Source organism: Variovorax sp. 10N420, from assembly GCF_056394705.1.
The window spans coordinates 275,138-292,910 of record NZ_JBFTIJ010000007.1 but is presented as its reverse complement, the minus strand read 5'-3'; the positions used below and the strand labels follow the sequence as shown (position 1 = coordinate 292,910).

Below are 17,773 nucleotides of genomic sequence, written 5' to 3'. Positions count from 1 at the left end.
CCTTGATCGGTCAGGCGGCCAATGCGCGTGTGACGACTTCGTGAGTGTCCTTGCTGAGGTCGGGGCGGGCGGCGACGCGGGCGATGGCTTCGCGTGCGGCGCTGCGGTAGGGTTCGGCGAGCTTGCTCCAGCGGTCGAGCGCGCGCGCGAGACGTGCGGCCACTTGCGGGTTGATCGCGTCTAGTTCGATCACTCGGTCGCTCCAGAACACATAGCCCGCGGCGTCTGGACGGTGCAGGCCGCCGGGGTTGCCGCTGCAGTAGCTGAAGATCACGCTGCGTGCGCGATTCGGGTTCTTGATGGAGAAGTCCGGGTGCTTCATCAGTTGCTTGACCAGCGGCAGGATGTCGCCGCCGCGGTCGGGTGCACCTGCTTGCAGCGAGAACCACTTGTCGATCACCAGCGCTTCATCCTTGAAGATCTCGTGGAAGCGCGCCAATGCCTGTGCAGCGAGCGCATGGCCGGAGGAGACCAGCGCGTTCAGGGCGTTGAATCGATCGGTCATGTTGCCCGCGTCCTTGAACCGCTGAAGCGTCTTGCCGGGCCACACGGTGTCGCCGGATGCACGCGCGGCAAGGCACAGGTGCGTGAGCGCGATGCCCGCCAAGGCGCGGCGGCCAGACGAAACCGGGTCTGCCGTATAGGCGCCGGTGTCGCGGTTCTGCTCGTAGACCTGTTCCCAGTCGGCGAAGAGTGCGGTGGCGATTTGCGCCCGCATGGCTTCGCGCACTGCGTGCACGCGCTGGGGGTCGACCACCTCGAGCTGTTCGGCGATATAGGTCTCCGACGGCAGCGTCAGGACGAGTTCCTTGAAGGCCGCATCGAGCTGGGGATGGCGCAGCACACTGCGCATCGCGTCGATGAACGCGTCGTTCAGCGGCAGTTCGCCCGGACTTGCCGGCGACGCAATGGCTCGCAGAGCGGCACGCAGGGCCAGGCGCTGTCCGGCTTCCCAGCGGTTGAACGGATCGGGATCGTTGGCGAGCAGCGTCAGCAGCTGCGCGTCGGCGTAGTCGTAGTCGAGGATCACCGGTGCGCTGAACCCGCGCAGGATCGAAGGCACCGGCTCCGCGTCGACATTGACGAAAGTGATTTGCTCGCCGGCACGCGTGAGCACGAGGGTGCGCGTGCCTTGCGTCGCCTCGGCTTCGCCTTCGAGTTGCAGCGGCAGTTCGCGCCCGTCGGCACTCAGCAAGCCGATGTTCACCGGAATCACGAATGGGTCCTTGACAGGCTGGCCCGGTGTGGGCGGGCAGCTTTGAACAAAGCTCAGCGTGTAGCTGCGGCTGGCTGCGTCATAGACGCCGTGTGCGGCGACGCGCGGCGTGCCTGCCTGGCTGTACCAGCGCTTGAACTGGGGCAGCAGGCGCGCCAGATCGGACTCGGGATTCGCATCGGCGATGGCTTGCGCGAAGTCGTCGCAAGTCACGGCCTGGCCGTCGTGGCGTTCGAAATAGAGCGTGATTCCGCGCTCGAAACCCTTGCGGCCGACCAGCGTCTGCATCATGCGAACGACCTCGGCACCCTTCTCGTAGATGGTGACGGTGTAGAAGTTGCTGATCTCGATATAGCTGTCGGGCCGCACGGGGTGCGCCATCGGGCCGGCGTCTTCGGGAAACTGCGCGGTGCGCAGGACCCGCACATCCTCGATGCGCTTGACCGCGCGAGCCGACGCATCGGCGCACAGGTCCTGGCTGAACTCCTGGTCGCGGAAGACGGTGAGGCCCTCCTTGAGCGACAACTGGAACCAGTCGCGGCAAGTCACGCGGTCGCCGCTCCAGTTGTGGAAGTATTCGTGCCCGACGACGCTTTCGATGTTGCTGTAGTCGGCATCGGTCGCGGTGGCCTGGTTGGCGAGAACGTACTTCGTGTTGAAGATGTTCAGGCCCTTGTTCTCCATCGCACCCATGTTGAAGTCGCAGGTCGCGACGATCATGAAGCGGTCGAGGTCCAGCGGCAGGCCGAAGCGGGCTTCGTCCCACATCACCGAATTGATGAGTGAATTCATTGCGTGCTCGGTCTTGTCGAGGTCGCCCGCGCGAACATAGACCTGCAGCAGATGCTCCTTGCCATTGCGCGCCTTGATGCGCTGCTCGCGCGCCACCAGCTTGCCAGCGACCAGCGCGAAGAGGTAGCTCGGCTTGCGGAAGGGATCGACCCATTTCGCGAAGTGGCGGCCTTCGGGCAGTTCGCCTTGCTCGACGAGATTGCCATTGGACAGCAGCACCGGGTAGGCGGCCTTGGCGGCGCGCAGTGTCACGGTATAGCTCGCCATCACATCCGGGCGGTCCAGGAAATAAGTGATGCGGCGGAAGCCCTCGGCTTCGCATTGCGTGAAGAAGGTGTCCTCGCTGACGAAGAGGCCCATGAGCTTGGTGTTCTTGCTCGGGCAGCAGGTGGTGAAGATCTCCAACTCGAAGCTTTCTGGCAGGTTGTCGATCACCAACTGATCGCCTTCCATGCGAAAGGACGCACCCTGGCCGTCGACCAGCACGCGGGCGAGATTGAGCTCGTCACCGTCGAGGCGCAACGGCTCCGGCGCCATGTCCGGATTGCGGCGCAGCCGCATGCGGTTGAGCACTCGCGTCTTGGCGGGGTCCAGGTCGAAGGTGAGATCGACCGTATCGATCCAGTAGGCAGGCGCGCTGTAGTCCTCGCGGCGAATCGCCACGGGCTGGCCTTGGGCATCACGCAACAGCATCGAATGTCTCCAGAAAGTTTGAGTTTGCGAGTTCGTTGTAGTCACGCACGGCCGCAATCACATGCGGCCCCGCGAGTTCGGAGGCGCTGTGGGTGGTGCAGACCGCCACGGCCATCATGCCGCCACGGCGGGCGGCCTCGATGCCGAAGGGGGCGTCTTCGAAGACGACGCAGCGCTCAGGAGCGACGCCGATGCGGCGCGCCGCTTCGAGAAAAATGGCTGGCTCGGGTTTTCCCGGAAACCCTTCGTCGCCGCCAACAATGGCCAGGGGAGCCCGCTCCAGGCGGAGATTCGACATCGTGAAGGCGATGTTGTGCTTGTCCCCGGCGGTGCCAACAGCGATCTTGAGGCCTCGTGCTGCCGCTGCGCTTGCGAAAGCCCGAAAACCGTCGACCTCGCGAAATGCCGCACCGAACAGCTCGCGGTAGATCGATTCCTTGGCGTGCGTGATCTCAGCGCTTTCTGCCGGCGTGACTTCGCGGCCCATGAGCTCGCAGGCGCATTCGAACGCCGTACGGCCGGTGGTGCGCCGCATGAAATGAGGCACGTCGATATCGAGGCCGTTGCGGCGCCCGTACTCGACCCAGGCCTTGGCGTGCCAGGGCATGGAGTCGATCATGGTGCCGTCCATGTCGAAGATCAGGGCTTCGGGCTTTTCCATCGCGCCCTGCATCAGACGCCTTGCTTCAACGAGGCTTCGATGAAAGCATCGAGGTCGCCATCCAGCACCTTTTGCGTGGCCGAGATTTCGACGTTGGTGCGAAGGTCCTTGATGCGGCTGTTGTCCAGCACGTAGCTGCGGATCTGATGACCCCAGCCCACGTCGGTCTTGCTGTCCTCGAGTTTTTGCTGCTCTTCCTGGCGCTTGCGCATCTCGTGGTCATACAGGCGCGAGCGCAGGCGTTTCCAGGCGACGTCACGGTTGCTGTGCTGGCTTCGGCCGTCCTGGCACTGCACGACGATGCCCGTCGGAATGTGCGTGAGCCGCACGGCAGAGTCAGTCTTGTTGATGTGCTGGCCGCCAGCGCCGCTGGCGCGGAAGGTGTCGGTGCGCACGTCCGCCGGGTTGATCTCGATCTCGATGGAATCGTCGATTTCCGGGTAGACGAAGATGCTCGCAAAGCTGGTGTGCCGCCCGCCCGAGGAGTCGAAGGGCGACTTGCGCACCAGCCGGTGCACGCCTGTTTCGGTACGCAGCAAGCCGAAAGCGTAGTCACCTTCGACCTTGATAGTTGCGCCCTTGATGCCGGCGGTATCGCCCGGCGTCTCGTCTTCGATCTGGGTCTTGAAACCCTTGCGCTCGGCGTACTTGAGGTACTGGCGCAGCAGCATGCTGGCCCAATCGCAAGCTTCGGTACCGCCGGCGCCAGCCTGGATATCGACGAATGCGTTCAGCGGATCTGCCGGGTTGTTGAACATCCGGCGGAATTCGAGCTGCTTGATGTCCGCTTCGAGCTTGGCGGCGTCATCGGCGATGGCTTGCAGGCCATCCATGTCGCCTTCGTCCTTCGACATTTCGAAGAGCTCGGTGTTGTCCGACAGGCCACTGGTGAGGCGGTCGAGCGTGACGACCACGTCGTCGAGCGACTTCTTTTCCTTGCCCAGCTCCTGGGCCTTCTTGGGATCGTTCCAGACGTTGGGATCTTCGAGCGATGCGTTGACCGTCCTCAGGCGTTCGGCTTTGGCATCGTAGTCAAAGATACCTCCGTAAATCGACGGTCCGGGCGGTCAGGTCCGCGAGGGTTGCGCCGATTTGGTTGATTTGCTCTGCATCCATGGGGTGTCCTGACTGTGTTCGGGGAAAACCGGGCATTTTCTCATGCCCGCCATGGCCGGGTCCGGGGGAGGGCGGCCTGCCCGGAACCGCTTTCAAGAGCTCAGAAATTCCTCGATCAACGATGCCAGGCGTGCAGGCTGGTCGTGGTGCAGCATGTGGCCGGCGTCCTCGATCCGGGCGATGCGAGCGTTCGGCACTTTCTTCAGGCGCTCGTGGAATTCCGCCAGCGTGTAGCGTCCCTTCCACCATTGGCTGAGGCTGTCGTCCGAGGCCTCCACGGCCAGCAGCGGAGCGGTGATGGCGGCATAGAGGGCCAACGTCTCGTCGACCCGGAAGATATGGGCGTTGATGATCTTGTGCGCCGGGTCGCCGAGGATTTCCCACCGATCACCGCCGTCCGGGTGCGGTTTGCCGACCGACCAGTGAGCAGCGAGCCAGTCGGCCTTGTCCTGGGTGAGACGCGGATTGGTCTTCATGAGCCGGCGGGCGACGCCGTCCACCTGCGAGTAGCCGGCCAGCGCCATTTCACCGCGGTGCAGACGCTTGAGTTCGTCGATCCACTTGCCATAGCGCTCCGGCGCCTGCTCGGGGACAAACGCAGGCATGCCGAAGCCTTCGAGGTTGACCAGCCGGCGGACCCGTTGCGGGCGCACGCCGGCATATTGCATGGCCACGTTGCCACCCATGCTGTGCCCAACCAGATCGACGGGGGATTCACCCGCATAGTGGTCCAGCAGCCAGTCCAGGTCTGCGAGGTAGTCGGGCATCCAGTAGTTGTCGACGTTGCCGCCACTGGTGAGGCCGAACCCTCGCCAATCCGGCGCAATGATCCAGCGATCGTCCGCCATTGCGTCGACCGCGAATTGCCAGGACGCTGCAACGTCCATCCAGCCGTGAAGCAGCACCAGCGGCGGTCGCGCAGTCGAAGGCGAGCCCCACAGGCGCACGTGGTAATTCAGATTGCGCACAGGAACGAATTCGCTGCGCGAGACGCGGAGAGCTTGGTACATCGGGCTCGAATGATACGGATGCCGCCAGCGCCGCGCAGTCCGGTGCAAGACATGCGGAGGCGGCAGCAGGTAGCATTTCGCCCATGCAAAAAATCCAACTCGGTCAGAGCGACCTCCACGTCACCCCGGTCTGCCTCGGCACCATGACTTTCGGTGAGCAAGTCAATGAGCCGACCGCTCACGCGATCCTCGATCGTGCATTCGAGCGCGGCATCGATTTCATCGACACTGCGGAGATGTACGCCGTGCCGGCCCGCAAGGAAACCTTCGGGGCTACGGAAACCATCATCGGCAACTGGTTCGACAAGAACCCCGGCATGCGCCAGAAGATCGTGCTGGCGACCAAAGTTGCCGGACCGTCGCGCGGCATGCCGTGGGTGCGAGAAGGCGAGGGCATGACGCCCGCCGACATCGCCGCGTCATGTGACGCAAGCCTGAAGCGACTGAAGACGGACGTGATCGATCTCTATCAGATCCATTGGCCGGAGCGCCATGTGCCGGCCTTTGGTTCGATCTACTACGACCCGACGAAGGAGAGGTCGGCCACGTCGATTCATGAGCAGCTCGAAGCCTTGGGCAAGCTCGTCAAGGCGGGCAAGGTGCGCGCCATTGGGCTTTCGAACGAAACGCCCTACGGGGTCCACGAATTCGTGCGGCTTTCCGAGCAGCACGGCCTGCCACGGGTTGCGACCGTACAGAACGTCTATTGCCTGATCAGCCGTGCGCTGGAAAACGGCCTCGACGAGACGATGCATCGGCTTGGTGTTTCGCTTCTGGCCTACTCGCCGTTGGCTTTCGGCCTGCTGACCGGCAAGTACGACGAGAGCGGCACCGAAGGCCCTTCGGCACCCAAGGGTGCGCGCATTTCGGGATATGAATCGGTGCGCAAGCAGCGCTGGGGCCGTCCCGACGCGCTCGCGGCAGCGCGGCGCTACAACGCGCTGGCAAAGGCGCACGGTCTCACCCCGACAAAGCTCGCCTTGGCTTTCTGCTACACCAAATGGCAGGTTGCGAGCACGATCATCGGTGTGACTTCGCTTGCCCAACTTGAAGAGGACCTCGACGCCTGGGGCACCAAGCTCTCGCCCCAGGTGTTGGCCGAGATCGACAAGATCCGCTGGGAAATGCGCGATCCCGCAGCCTGATGACGGCGACGTGAGCAAGAAAACGCACGTTTCCGAAACGCCCGCAACCCAGTTGCTGCGGGCGAACGGCATCGCGTTTACCGAACATCCGTACGAATATCTCGAACACGGCGGCGCGCAACACAGCGCCGAAGTGCTCGGCTTCGATCCCTTCACGGTGGTCAAGACACTCGTGATGCAAGACCAGGACGCCAAGCCGCTGATCGTGCTCATGCACGGCAATCGCACCGTTTCGACCAAGAATCTCGCGCGACAGATCGGCGCGAAATCGGTCGAACCTTGCAAACCCGAAGTGGCGAACCGGCACAGTGGGTATCTTGTCGGCGGCACGTCGCCGTTCGGCACGCGGCGCGAGATGCCGGTCTACGTGGAGTCGACCATCCTTGAACTGCTTCGCATCGCCATCAATGGCGGACGGCGGGGCTATCTGATCGGGATCGACCCGCAGGTCTGCGTGAAGCTGCTGGGCGCAAAGCCGGTGCAGTGCGCGCTGGCAGAATAGCCGGCTGCCTCATTCGGAGGCGTGCCGCCGGGTTTGCCGGCCCGGAGACACTGTGAGTTCTTACTTTCCTTCGCTCATCGCGATCGTTCTTTCGTACCTGCTCGGATCCTTGTCATTTGCGGTGATCGTCAGCAAATCGCTCGGCATGGCGGACCCTCGCAGCTATGGCAGCAAGAATCCGGGCGCCACGAACGTGCTGCGTTCGGGCAACAAAGGCGCGGCGCTGGCGACACTTCTGCTCGATGCACTCAAGGGCTGGATCCCCGTGTTCCTGATCCAGCACTTCGGCGCGGGTTTCGGCATGGGGCAGGGTGTTGCAGCGCTCGCCGGCTTGGCGGCATTTCTCGGACACCTCTACCCCGTCTTCTTCGGCTTCGAGGGCGGCAAGGGCGTCGCCACTGCGGCGGGGGTACTCGTCGGCATCGCGTGGCTGCTCGGGCTGGCGACCGGCGCCACATGGCTGATCATTGCCATTTTCTTTCGCTATTCGTCGCTGGCTTCGATCGTGGCCGCTTTCTTTGCGCCGGCTTACTACCTGATCGGCGGCGACATCGCGTGGCCGCTGGACCTCACGGTGTTGTTGTCGCTGGTTTCCGTGAGCCTGCTCCTGATCTGGCGGCATCGCGAGAACATCCGGCGCCTTGCCGCTGGCACCGAATCCAGGCTCGGTTCCAAAGCTCGTAAATAAACAGAAGGACAAAACATGCCAACCATTCAACGCTTCCACGTCGGTCCGCGCCTGAGCGAGACGGCGGTGCACAACGGCACTATCTATCTTGCCGGTCAGGTGGCGGACAACACCACCGAGGACATCCGCGGCCAGACCGCACAGGTTCTCGCCATGGTGGACCGCTTGCTTGCCGAGGCCGGCAGCGATAAATCGCGCATCCTGATGACGCAGATCTTTTTGGCCGACATCGCTGAAATCGGCGCGATGAACGAAGTGTGGGACGCCTGGATTCCCGCCGACAACACGCCGCCACGCGCGACGGTGCAGGCCGCAATGGCTAACCCCGGCTACAAGATCGAAATCGTTGTGACGGCCGCGGCTGCTTGAGCCTCAGAACCGCTTTTCGAGAACCATCTGGTCGGCATCGCGCCGCATTGAAAAGCGGCTGATGAAGCTGTTGCCGAGCAGGACGTAGGGCATCGGCTGCTGCGAGACGATCGCATCGACGTCGTAGATTTCCACGTCGCCGACCCGCACTGAATCGAGGCGTAGGCGATAGCCCTGCGCAGGGCCATTGGCGGTGTTCATGCGCACGGGTTGCCCCTTGCTGAAGTCGAGCCCGATGCGTTGCGCGTCGGCAGCCGACATCGAGACATTCGTCGCGCCTGTGTCCAGCATGAACGTCACGGCCCGCCCGTTGATGGCTCCCTGCGTCATGAAATGGCCGCCGCTCGACACAGGCAGCACGATCCGCGTCCCACCTGCGACGCTGGATGCTCCGCCGATGCTCGCCGGCGTGTCCATACGCAGCGCCATGCGCTTGCCGCCGGCTTCGACAGTCGCCTGCTCACCTTGCAGCGCCAGCAACTTGACCCCCTTGAACGTCTCGCCCACCGCCACGGTCTTCGGCGAACCGCCGTCTACCATCAGTATCGCCCGGCTCCCAATAGTCCCCGTCAGCATCACCGACTGAGCCTGAGCCAAAGTACAGCCCGCCACCAGTAACGCCAGCGCGCCCACCCGCCAAGACCAGGAACACCGCGGAACCGACTTAGCCGGGCCGCTCGAAAAATAGGAACACCGCGGAACTGGCTTTGCCAGGCCGCCGGTGTTGCCCCCGGTAGGGGGTGGAGAGCGACACGAAGTGCGCGAGCCTGGGGGCGAGCCGGTGTTTCCACTGGCGAGGGGGTGGGCGGCCACACGAAGTGGGCAAGCCTGGGGGTGTGCCACTCAATCCCTGAAGTTGTTGAACGTCAGTGGCATGTCGGGCACGTCCTTTTTGATCAGTGCCATCGCTGCCTGGAGATCGTCGCGCTTGGCGCCAGTGACCCGTACCGCATCTCCCTGGATGGCGGCCTGCACTTTGAGCTTGCTGTCCTTGATCAGGCGCTGAATCTTCTTGGCCGTCTCGGATTCGATCCCGTTCTTGACCTTGATGACCTGCTTGACCTTGTCGCCGCCGATCTTTTGGACGTCACCCTTGTCGAGAAAGCGGACGTCGACGCTGCGCTTGGTGAGCTTTGCGCGCAGGATGTCCTCGACCTGCACGAGTTGGAATTCGGCGTCACCGATCATGGTGATTTCCTTGTCCTTGAGCTCGACAGCGGCCGCTGTGCCCTTGAAATCGAAGCGCGTTCCGATTTCCTTTGCGGTGTTCTCCACTGCGTTCTTGACCTCGGGCAAGTTGGGTTCACAAACGGTGTCAAAAGACGGCATGAAGGCTCCGGGCGGCAACAAATTGAAAGGGCCACGCGCAGTGCCGCGCGGCGGTGCGAATGCGACAATTCTCCCATGATCGTGGAGCACAACGTACCGCTGCAACAGCACAACAGTTTTGGCATCGTGGCCCGTGCGCAGCATCTGGCACGCGTCGCCGGCGATGCAGACGTGGCGGCGCTGCTGGCTGATGCGCAATGGCACTCGATGTCCAAGTTCGTGCTCGGCGGCGGCAGCAACATCGTGCTGACCGGCGACGTCAAGCCGCTCGTGCTGAAGGTCGAGATCAAGGGGCTCAGGATGCTCGAAGAGACGTCGCACGCCTGGGTCGTCGAAGCCGGCGCGGGCGAAGTCTGGCACGACACGGTCTTGTGGACACTCGAGCAAGGCTTCCCGGGGCTTGAAAACCTGGCGCTCATTCCCGGGACCGTGGGCGGGTCGCCGGTGCAGAACATCGGCGCCTATGGTGTCGAACTGCAAGATCGATTTGATTCGCTGGATGCCATCGACCTCGACACAGGCCGCGCTTTCTCGCTGGACGCGGCGCAGTGTGCGTTCGGCTACCGCGATTCGGTGTTCAAGCATGTCGCTACGCGCGTAAACGACTTTGGCCTCGCCGGGCGTGCGCTCATCACCCGAGTGCGTTTCCGCCTGCCAAAGCCCTGGAAGCCAGTGCTCGGGTATCTGGACCTTGAACGCAAGATGGCCGAAACCGGCAACTTCACGCCCAGCGCAATGGAAATCTTCGACTGGATCTGCGCGATCCGCCGCGCCAAGCTGCCCGATTGGCGCGTGCTCGGCAATGCCGGCAGCTTCTTCAAGAACCCGACCGTCACGCCCGAACAGTGCGCTGACATCATTGCGCGCGACCCGAAGATCGTTCACTACCCGATGGCGGACGGCACCATCAAGCTCGCGGCCGGTTGGCTGATCGACGCCTGCGGCTGGAAAGGCAAGTCGGTCGGCAATGCCGGCGTCTATGAGCGGCAAGCGCTGGTGCTGGTCAATCGCGGTGGCAAGACGGACCCGGTGACCGGCGGCGAGGTGATGACACTTGCCAAGGCCATCCAGACCAGCGTCTACGAACGGTTCGGAATCCGTCTCGAGCCCGAGCCAGTGGTCATTTAGCTCGCCCCCAAGCTGCGCGCACTTCGTGTCGCTTCGCCTACCCCCTGCCGGGGGCAACACCAGCAGCCCGGCGGAGCCGGTTCTGCGGTGTTTCTGGGTTTGCGCGGGGTTACTTGGGGTCGTCGTTTTTTAGCTGGGGGAGGGCGGCGCCTTGGGTGGAGGAGAGGAGCCCGGCGCGGGTGTAGATGGCGAGTTTGTCGCGGGTGTCGACGATGTCGAGGTTGCGCATGGTGAGTTGGCCGATGCGGTCGGCGGGCGAGAAGCTGGATTCGCCCTTTTCCATGGTCAGGCGCTCAGGCTGATAGGTGAGGTTGGGCGATACGGTGTTCAGGATCGAATAGTCGTTGCCGCGGCGCAGTTCGATGGTCACTTCGCCGGTGATGGCGCGGGCGATCCAGCGCTGAGCGGTCTCCCGCAGCATGATGGCTTGTGGATCGAACCAGCGGCCCTGATAGAGGAGGCGGCCGAGCCGTCGTCCCTGGTCCCTGTACTGCTCGATGGTGTCTTCGTTGTGGATGCCGGTCACCAGGCGTTCGTAGGCGATGAAGAGGAGCGCGAGACCGGGAGCCTCATAGATGCCGCGGCTCTTCGCCTCGATGATCCGGTTCTCGATCTGATCGCTCATGCCCAGGCCATGGCGGCCGCCCACGCGGTTGGCTTCGAGAATCAGGTCGACCAGGCTCGCGTATTCGACGCCGTTGATGGCGACCGGCCGCCCTTCGACGAAGCTCACGATGACTTCTTCGCGCTTGACTTCGACTTCGTCCTTCCAAAAGGCGACGCCCATGATGGGCTGGACGATCTTCATGCCGCTGTTCAGGTGCTCGAGGTCCTTGGCTTCGTGCGTTGCACCCAGCATGTTGGAGTCGGTCGAGTAGGCCTTCTCTGCAGACATCTTGTAGGCGAAACCGGCCTTCTGCATGAATTCCGACATCTCGGCGCGGCCGCCCAGCTCGTCGATGAAGGTCTGGTCGAGCCAGGGTTTGTAGATCTTCAGCGCCGGATTGGTGAGCAAGCCGTATCGGTAGAAGCGCTCGATGTCGTTGCCCTTATAGGTGCTGCCGTCGCCCCAGATGTTGACATCGTCTTCCTTCATGGCCGAAACGAGCATGGTGCCGGTCACCGCACGCCCGAGCGGCGTGGTGTTGAAGTAGGTCACTCCGGCCGTGGTGACGTGGAAGGCGCCGGCCTGCAGCGCTGCAAGGCCTTCGGCGGCGAGTTGGGTGCGGCAGTCGATCAGGCGGGCGTTCTCGGCGCCGTAGAGCATCGCCTTGCGGGGAATCTCGTCGTAATCCGGTTCATCCGGCTGGCCGAGATTCGCGGTGTAGGCATAGGGAATGGCGCCCTTGTTGCGCATCCAATGCAGCGCGGCGCTGGTGTCGAGGCCGCCCGAAAAGGCGATGCCGACTTTCTGGCCGGCGGGAACGTTCTGGAGAATGGTGGACATGCTCTGATTACCAGTTCAGCCGAAATGGCAGATGTAGCTGTAGGGCTCGCCGCTCACGCGGATCTGGAAGCTGGAGTTGCCTGGCACGCTGAACTTCTGGCCAAGGCCCGACGCCACCCATTCGCTGCTACCTGAAAGCATGTATTCGCAGCTGCCGCCGGTTCCTTCCATGATCTCCGGCGCGCCGGTGCTGAAAGTGAGGGTGGACGGCAGGATCACGCCGACCGATTTCTTGGTGCCGTCAGCGAGCGTGAGGCTGTGGCTCACGCATTTGCCGTCGAAGTACACGTTGGCCTTGGTCGATACCGAGGCGCTCTGGAGGAATTCGGTTGTGCTCATGAAATTGGAGGGGCGTGGCACCGGACGCGGTCGGCGCCGGTTGGAAAAGCCGGTGATTTTAGGCTTCCCGGCCGGCCCTCCGGGCCTGCGGCGCGATGCCGGACTCAGCGCCAGCGGCCGCCCCACCCGCGCGAGTAGCCGAAGCCCAGCGAAATGCCGATTGGCGGATAGGCGTAAGCCGGCGCATAGTAAGCGGGCGCTGGGTAGTAGACAGGCGCCGGCTGCACGTACACGGGGGCCGGCTGTGCGTAGACGGGCGCTGGCATCGGAGCCCCGCCGCCGGAGACCACCAGACCTTGTTCCGGAACGACGTTGTCCCAGTTCTGAGGCGCCGGTGCCTGTCCGATCTGGGACTGCGGCGCCACCGGCGTCGTGGTCACGCCATAGTTGCCGACGTCCACCGAAATGCTCGCCCCCGGAGGCGTGTCTGTTCGGGTGGTGTATTGGCGCCCTGCATATTCGTAAGTGACATTGAAGCTGATGTGCCCGTTCGACTCGGTCACCGGCGAGGTGGAAATCACTCTCGCCAACACCTGTTCTGCCTGAGCCATGGTGGCGCCGCTTGCCAGCGCGGCGGCCAATACCGAAAGTGCCGAAATCTTGCGAGGGGTGTTCGTGTTCATGTCATAACTCCTGAAAATGGGCCGCATGCCCCGATGACCGGATTTGACGCGCTGGCCTGGATTGGGTTCAACCGTTTACACGACATGGCTTTTCCATTGGTCGGCATCAAATCCGGTCGTTACGCCCGCGGAGGGCCCCCACTCGACCACCGGCCTTTTGATCAGGCTTGGATTGGCGAGCAAGGCGGCGCGAGCGGACGGTGCATCGATCACCGTCGCGCGAGCCGCGTCGTCGAGGCGGCGCCATGTGGTTCCGCGGCGATTGACCAGCGCTTCCCAACCTGGCGCGAGCAGCCATTGGTCCAGGCGGGCTTCGGGGACGCCTTCCTTCTTGAAGTCGTGAAATCGGTACGCGACACCGTGTTCGTCAAGCCAGGCGCGGGCGCGCTTGACCGTGTCGCAGTTCGGAATGCCATAAAGGGTTGTCATGCCTCGATGATGCCCCGGGCCCGCGTCGGCGACAATTCCGGGCTCCATGAAAACCCTCGCCGAATGGCTGGCGCACGCTGAGCGCCTGCACCCCAAGAACATCGAACTCGGGCTCGACCGGGTCCGCGCAGTCGCCGAGCGGCTGGGCCTTTCCTTCGACTGCCCCGTCATCACAGTAGCCGGCACCAACGGCAAGGGCTCGACCTGCGCCATGCTGGAGTCGATCCTCGCGCATGCCGGCTACAGAACGGCCGTCTTCACCTCTCCGCATCTCGTGCATTTCGAGGAGCGGCTCAGGTTGCGCGGCGAAGCAGTCGACGGCGCCGAACTGGCGAAGCATTTCGAAGCCGTCGAGCGCGGCCGCGGCGATGTCGCGCTCACCTATTTCGAATTCACGACGCTCGCCATTTTGTTGTGCATTGCGGAAAACAAGCCTGACGTCGCCATCCTCGAAGTCGGGCTAGGCGGCCGGCTCGATGCGGTCAACATCATCGACGCGGATTGCGCCGTGATCACGAGCATCGATCTTGACCACATGGAGTTCCTCGGTCCCGACCGAGAGAGCATCGGCTTCGAGAAGGCCGGCATCCTGCGAGCCGGGCGTCCGGCGATCGTCAGCGATCCGGTTCCACCCCAGAGCGTGATCGATCATGCCAATGCCATCGGCGCCGATCTATGGCTCGTCGGCCGCGACTTCAATGTTTCGGGCGACAAGCAGCAGTGGGGCTGGAGCGGCCGGGGCCGCCGCTATAGTGGCTTGGCCTACCCGGCATTGCGTGGCGCCAACCAGTTGATCAATGCCGCAGGGGTGCTCGCGGCGCTCGAATCACTGCGGCAGTGCCTTCCCGTGACCGCACAGGCCGTGCGCAACGGGCTGGCGATGGTCGAACTGCCAGGGCGTTTCCAGATCATCCCCGGCGAGCCGACGCTGGTGCTCGATGTTGCGCACAACCCGCACGCAGTTGCCGCGCTCGCCGAAAACCTCGACGCGATGGGCTTCTACCCGACCACCCATGGCGTCTTCGGCGTCATGGCCGACAAGGATCTGGCGCCCATCCTGTCCCGGATCGGGCCGATGATCGATCGCTGGTACTTCACTGATTTGCCAACGGAGCGCGCAGCCAAGGCGGACGGTTTGCTGGCTCGCTGGCAAGCTCAAAACAAGCGTTCGGACGTCAGCGGAAGCGCGCACCACACACCCGTGGAAGCGCTGCAGGCGGCCATCGAGCACGCGGACCCCACTGATAGAATCGTCGTCTTCGGATCGTTCTTCACCGTGGGTGGCGTGCTCGAGCACGGAACCCCTCGTCTGGGGGCCAGGCACTTGTCGCCGGGCTCCTGAAACAGCCTGATCTCCGGCGCTTTTTCCACCTCACGCTGCACTCCATCAGGAAAACGAATTTCATGGCGTTCTTCAAGTTCCGCGCACGCGGTCCTCAGGGCAACGAAGGGCGAAACACCGCCGCCTCGGCACCACCGGCGGAGAGCGTCGAGGCAATGCGCCGGCGCGCACGCCATCGCCTTGTCGGCGCTGCCGTTTTGGTGTTGATCGGCGTCATCGGTTTCCCCCTGCTGTTCGACACGCAGCCGCGTCCCGTCCCTGTCGACATCCCCATCGAAGTGCCGGATCGAGCCAAGGCCAAGCCACTGACGCTTCCGTCCACGCCGGCACCCGCACCCGCTGCCTCCGGCAAGCCCGGTGCAAGCGCATCGGCCAACGACAGCATCATCACTGAGGCAGCGGACGGCAGCGAGATTCCGCAGGGCAAGGCCACTGCCGCAGCGCCGCCGGCAAACGCCAATTCCGAGCCTGTGCCTGAATCCAAACCTGAGCCGAAGCCAAAGGCGGAGGCCAGAGCCGAGCCAAAACCCGAGCCTAAGCCCGAGCCCAAAGCCGAAGCCAAACCCGAGCCGAAATCCGCGCCGCCGAAGCCAGCGGTTGCATCGGATGACGGCGGCCGTGCGCGCGCCTTGCTCGAGGGCAAGTCCACTGCCTCCACTGCAACGACCACAAAGTCCGCCGCCGCCACATCCGACGAAAACGGCCGTTTCGTGGTGCAGGTCGGCGCGTTCGCCGATGCAGACAAGGCGAAGGAAGTGCGCCAGAAACTCGAAAAGGCAGGACTCAAGACCTACATGCACGTCGCGAAGACTGCCGATGGCGAACGCACGCGTGTGCGTGTCGGCCCCTTTGCTTCGCGCGCGGAGGCAGATCGCGCTGCAAGCAAGGTCAAGGGCTTGTCTTTGCCGGCAGCCATCCTCAGCTTGTAGCCTGCACCCAACCAAGTGGCCCTCCTCGACTGGATCGCCGTCGCCCTGGTGGTGGTTTCGATGTTGCTGGGGCTGATGCGCGGCCTGGTCTTCGAGGTGATGTTGCTCGCCGGATGGGTGGCTGCCTTCCTGTGCGCGCAATGGCTTGCGGAAGACGTCGGCAGGTGGTTGCCTTTTGGCGATCCGGCCGCGACCTGGCGCTATGCGGCAGGCTTCGTGCTGGTGTTCGTGGCGGTGGTCTTCGGAGTGGGGCTGGTTGCTTCGCTCACGCGCAAGCTGGTGACCGCGATTGGATTGCGGCCCGTCGATCGAATACTGGGCGGCGTCTTCGGCGTGGCTCGCGGCGCGACGGCTTTGTTGGCCGTTGCGGTGGTTGTTCATTTGCTGGCGTTGAGCGACAGTGCCTGGTGGCACGAATCGCGAAGCGCCATTGTTCTCGATGCGGCATTGCAGGGCCTGAAACCCGCTTTGCCTGAAAAGTTGGCAAGCTACCTGCCCTGAGAGGATTGCTTCATGTGTGGAATCGTCGGCGTTGTCAGTAGCGCCCCCGTCAATCAGCTGCTCTATGACGCACTGCTGCTCCTGCAGCACCGCGGCCAGGACGCGGCCGGCATCGTCACACTGCTGGAACGCAAGTTCTTCATGCACAAGGCCAAGGGCATGGTTCGCGACGTGTTCCGCACGCGCAACATGCGCGCACTGCCCGGCGACGTCGGGCTGGGCCAGGTGCGCTACCCCACGGCCGGCAACGCCTACAGCGAGGAAGAGGCGCAGCCGTTTTACGTGAATGCGCCCTTTGGCATCGTGCTGGTGCATAACGGCAACCTCACCAACGCACATGCGCTGCGCGCCGAACTGTTCTCGACCGACCACCGTCACACCAACACCGAGAGCGACTCCGAAGTGTTGCTCAACGTGCTGGCTCACGAGATCGATCGCTCGACGCGAGGCGGGGCGCTCAACTCGGCAACGCTGTTCGAAGCAGTGCGCAACGTGCACCGTCGTCTGCGCGGCTCCTATGCCGTCGTGGCACTGATCGCCGGGCATGGCTTGCTGGCGTTTCGCGATCCCTATGGCATCCGCCCGCTCGCCCTGGGTCGCGGCGCAGACGGCACCGTGATGGTCGCAAGCGAATCGGTTGCACTCGAAGGTTCCGGCCACGTCTTCGAACGGAACATCGGCGCGGGCGAAGCGGTGTTCGTCGATCTGCAGGGGCAAGTGCATGCCCAGCAATGTGCCGATTCGCCGACGCTCAACCCGTGCATCTTCGAGTTCGTCTATCTGGCGCGGCCCGATTCCGTGCTCGATGGCATCTCGGTTTACCAGGCGCGACTGAACCTCGGCGAGACCTTGGCCAAGCGTGTGGTTTCGACGGTCCCTCCAAGCGAGATCGACGTCATCATTCCCATTCCGGAATCCAGCCGGCCGAGCGCGACGCAGCTTGCGCATCTGCTCGGCGTGCCCTATCGCGAAGGCTTCGTGAAGAACCGCTATGTCGGCCGCACCTTCATCATGCCGGGCCAGGGGGTCCGCAAGAAGTCTGTGCGCCAGAAGCTCAACGTGATCGCCAGCGAGTTCAAGGGACGCAACGTGCTGCTGGTCGACGACTCCATCGTTCGTGGCACCACCAGCCGCGAGATCGTGCAAATGGCGCGTGACGCGGGCGCACGCAAGGTGTACCTTGCCAGCGCTGCCCCGCCGGTGCGCTTTCCCAACGTCTACGGCATCGACATGCCGACCAAGGACGAACTGGTGGCGCACGACCGCACCATCGAACAGATCCGCGAATTGATCGGCTGCGATGCGCTGATCTACCAGGATGTGGACGCGATGAAGCGCGCAATCGGTTCGTTGAACGCGAAGCTCGATGGGTTCGATGCGTCCTGTTTCGACGGCGTCTACGTGACCGGCGACATCGACACGGAAGCCATCTCGAGGATGAACGGAAATCGTCCTCGCATCGAAGAGACGGAAGAAGATTCGTCCCGCCTGGCCCTTCCTAACCTGAGCTGAAA

19 protein-coding genes are annotated in these 17,773 nt (G+C 63.5%); 9 read left to right on the top strand and 10 right to left on the bottom strand.

The window, feature by feature from the left end:
* Positions 1-10 precede the first annotated feature (10 nt).
* The 4 genes from pepN to AC1DEK_RS20140 all read right to left on the bottom strand — a co-directional run bounded on the left by pepN (position 11) and on the right by AC1DEK_RS20140 (position 5,488).
* The gene (gene pepN / locus AC1DEK_RS20155) at positions 11-2,701 is read right to left on the bottom strand and encodes an aminopeptidase N (protein ID WP_478127037.1); all 2,691 of its coding nucleotides are present in this window, start codon (positions 2,699-2,701) and stop codon (positions 11-13) included.
* Positions 2,688-3,362, bottom strand: coding sequence for an HAD family hydrolase (locus AC1DEK_RS20150; RefSeq protein WP_478127036.1), 675 nt, complete (start codon positions 3,360-3,362; stop codon positions 2,688-2,690). Before AC1DEK_RS20150 ends, pepN begins: the two co-directional genes overlap by 14 nt.
* An 11-nt stretch (positions 3,363-3,373) precedes the next feature.
* Positions 3,374-4,478 (bottom strand): peptide chain release factor 2 gene (prfB, locus tag AC1DEK_RS20145; RefSeq protein ID WP_478127035.1). Its coding sequence is split into 2 segments (ribosomal slippage): positions 3,374-4,396 and positions 4,398-4,478, totalling 1,104 coding nucleotides; the frame shifts between segments, so codons are not numbered across the junction.
* 92 nt (positions 4,479-4,570) lie between these two features.
* Positions 4,571-5,488 (bottom strand): alpha/beta fold hydrolase, encoded by a 918-nt coding sequence (locus AC1DEK_RS20140; protein ID WP_478127034.1) that lies wholly within the window; start codon positions 5,486-5,488, stop codon positions 4,571-4,573.
* An 83-nt stretch (positions 5,489-5,571) separates the two neighbouring features.
* Between AC1DEK_RS20140 and AC1DEK_RS20135 the strand changes: the two genes are divergently transcribed.
* Genes AC1DEK_RS20135 through AC1DEK_RS20120 form a run of 4 tightly spaced genes read left to right on the top strand, consistent with a single transcriptional unit; the run spans position 5,572 to position 8,192 of the window.
* Positions 5,572-6,633, top strand: a complete 1,062-nt coding sequence (locus AC1DEK_RS20135) for an aldo/keto reductase (protein WP_478127033.1) — start codon at positions 5,572-5,574, stop codon at positions 6,631-6,633.
* Between the two features lie 10 nt (positions 6,634-6,643).
* A complete protein-coding gene (locus tag AC1DEK_RS20130) occupies positions 6,644-7,135 on the top strand; it encodes an aminoacyl-tRNA deacylase (protein ID WP_478127032.1) in 492 nt (163 codons plus the stop codon).
* 52 nt (positions 7,136-7,187) lie between these two features.
* Positions 7,188-7,823, top strand: a complete 636-nt coding sequence (plsY, locus tag AC1DEK_RS20125) for a glycerol-3-phosphate 1-O-acyltransferase PlsY (protein ID WP_478127031.1) — start codon at positions 7,188-7,190, stop codon at positions 7,821-7,823.
* A gap of 15 nt (positions 7,824-7,838) precedes the next feature.
* A complete protein-coding gene (locus AC1DEK_RS20120; RefSeq protein WP_478127030.1) occupies positions 7,839-8,192 on the top strand; it encodes a RidA family protein in 354 nt (117 codons plus the stop codon).
* Between the two features lie 3 nt (positions 8,193-8,195).
* Here AC1DEK_RS20120 and AC1DEK_RS20115 read toward each other — a convergent pair whose 3' ends face one another.
* Entirely contained in the window at positions 8,196-8,768 is a 573-nt protein-coding gene (locus AC1DEK_RS20115) for a retropepsin-like aspartic protease family protein (RefSeq protein ID WP_478127092.1), read from the bottom strand.
* Positions 8,769-9,035: 267 nt separating this feature from the next.
* Positions 9,036-9,521, bottom strand: coding sequence for a YajQ family cyclic di-GMP-binding protein (locus AC1DEK_RS20110; RefSeq protein WP_478127029.1), 486 nt, complete (start codon positions 9,519-9,521; stop codon positions 9,036-9,038).
* A 75-nt stretch (positions 9,522-9,596) separates the two neighbouring features.
* On the opposite strand from AC1DEK_RS20110, the gene murB reads away from it, so the two are divergent.
* Positions 9,597-10,649, top strand: coding sequence for a UDP-N-acetylmuramate dehydrogenase (gene murB, locus AC1DEK_RS20105; protein WP_478127028.1), 1,053 nt, complete (start codon positions 9,597-9,599; stop codon positions 10,647-10,649).
* Between the two features lie 109 nt (positions 10,650-10,758).
* Here murB and argG read toward each other — a convergent pair whose 3' ends face one another.
* From argG to AC1DEK_RS20085, 4 genes are all read right to left on the bottom strand, one after another.
* Positions 10,759-12,096, bottom strand: a complete 1,338-nt coding sequence (argG, locus tag AC1DEK_RS20100; RefSeq protein WP_478127027.1) for an argininosuccinate synthase — start codon at positions 12,094-12,096, stop codon at positions 10,759-10,761.
* A gap of 15 nt (positions 12,097-12,111) precedes the next feature.
* On the bottom strand, positions 12,112-12,435 hold the full coding sequence (gene ppnP / locus AC1DEK_RS20095) for a pyrimidine/purine nucleoside phosphorylase (RefSeq protein ID WP_478127026.1): 324 nt from the start codon (positions 12,433-12,435) through the stop codon (positions 12,112-12,114).
* Positions 12,436-12,539: 104 nt separating this feature from the next.
* Entirely contained in the window at positions 12,540-13,058 is a 519-nt protein-coding gene (locus AC1DEK_RS20090; protein WP_478127025.1) for a hypothetical protein, read from the bottom strand.
* A 75-nt stretch (positions 13,059-13,133) separates the two neighbouring features.
* A complete protein-coding gene (locus AC1DEK_RS20085) occupies positions 13,134-13,487 on the bottom strand; it encodes an ArsC family reductase (protein ID WP_478127024.1) in 354 nt (117 codons plus the stop codon).
* A 34-nt stretch (positions 13,488-13,521) separates the two neighbouring features.
* On the opposite strand from AC1DEK_RS20085, the gene folC reads away from it, so the two are divergent.
* The 4 genes from folC (at position 13,522) to purF (ending at position 17,771) form a co-directional block, all read left to right on the top strand.
* A complete protein-coding gene (folC, locus tag AC1DEK_RS20080) occupies positions 13,522-14,829 on the top strand; it encodes a bifunctional tetrahydrofolate synthase/dihydrofolate synthase (protein ID WP_478127091.1) in 1,308 nt (435 codons plus the stop codon).
* A gap of 62 nt (positions 14,830-14,891) precedes the next feature.
* Positions 14,892-15,758: an SPOR domain-containing protein gene (locus tag AC1DEK_RS20075; protein WP_478127023.1), complete on the top strand. Its 867-nt coding sequence runs from the start codon at positions 14,892-14,894 to the stop codon at positions 15,756-15,758.
* Between the two features lie 15 nt (positions 15,759-15,773).
* Positions 15,774-16,259 (top strand): CvpA family protein, encoded by a 486-nt coding sequence (locus AC1DEK_RS20070; RefSeq protein WP_478127022.1) that lies wholly within the window; start codon positions 15,774-15,776, stop codon positions 16,257-16,259.
* A gap of 12 nt (positions 16,260-16,271) precedes the next feature.
* Positions 16,272-17,771, top strand: a complete 1,500-nt coding sequence (purF, locus tag AC1DEK_RS20065) for an amidophosphoribosyltransferase (RefSeq protein WP_478127021.1) — start codon at positions 16,272-16,274, stop codon at positions 17,769-17,771.
* Positions 17,772-17,773 lie beyond the last annotated feature (2 nt).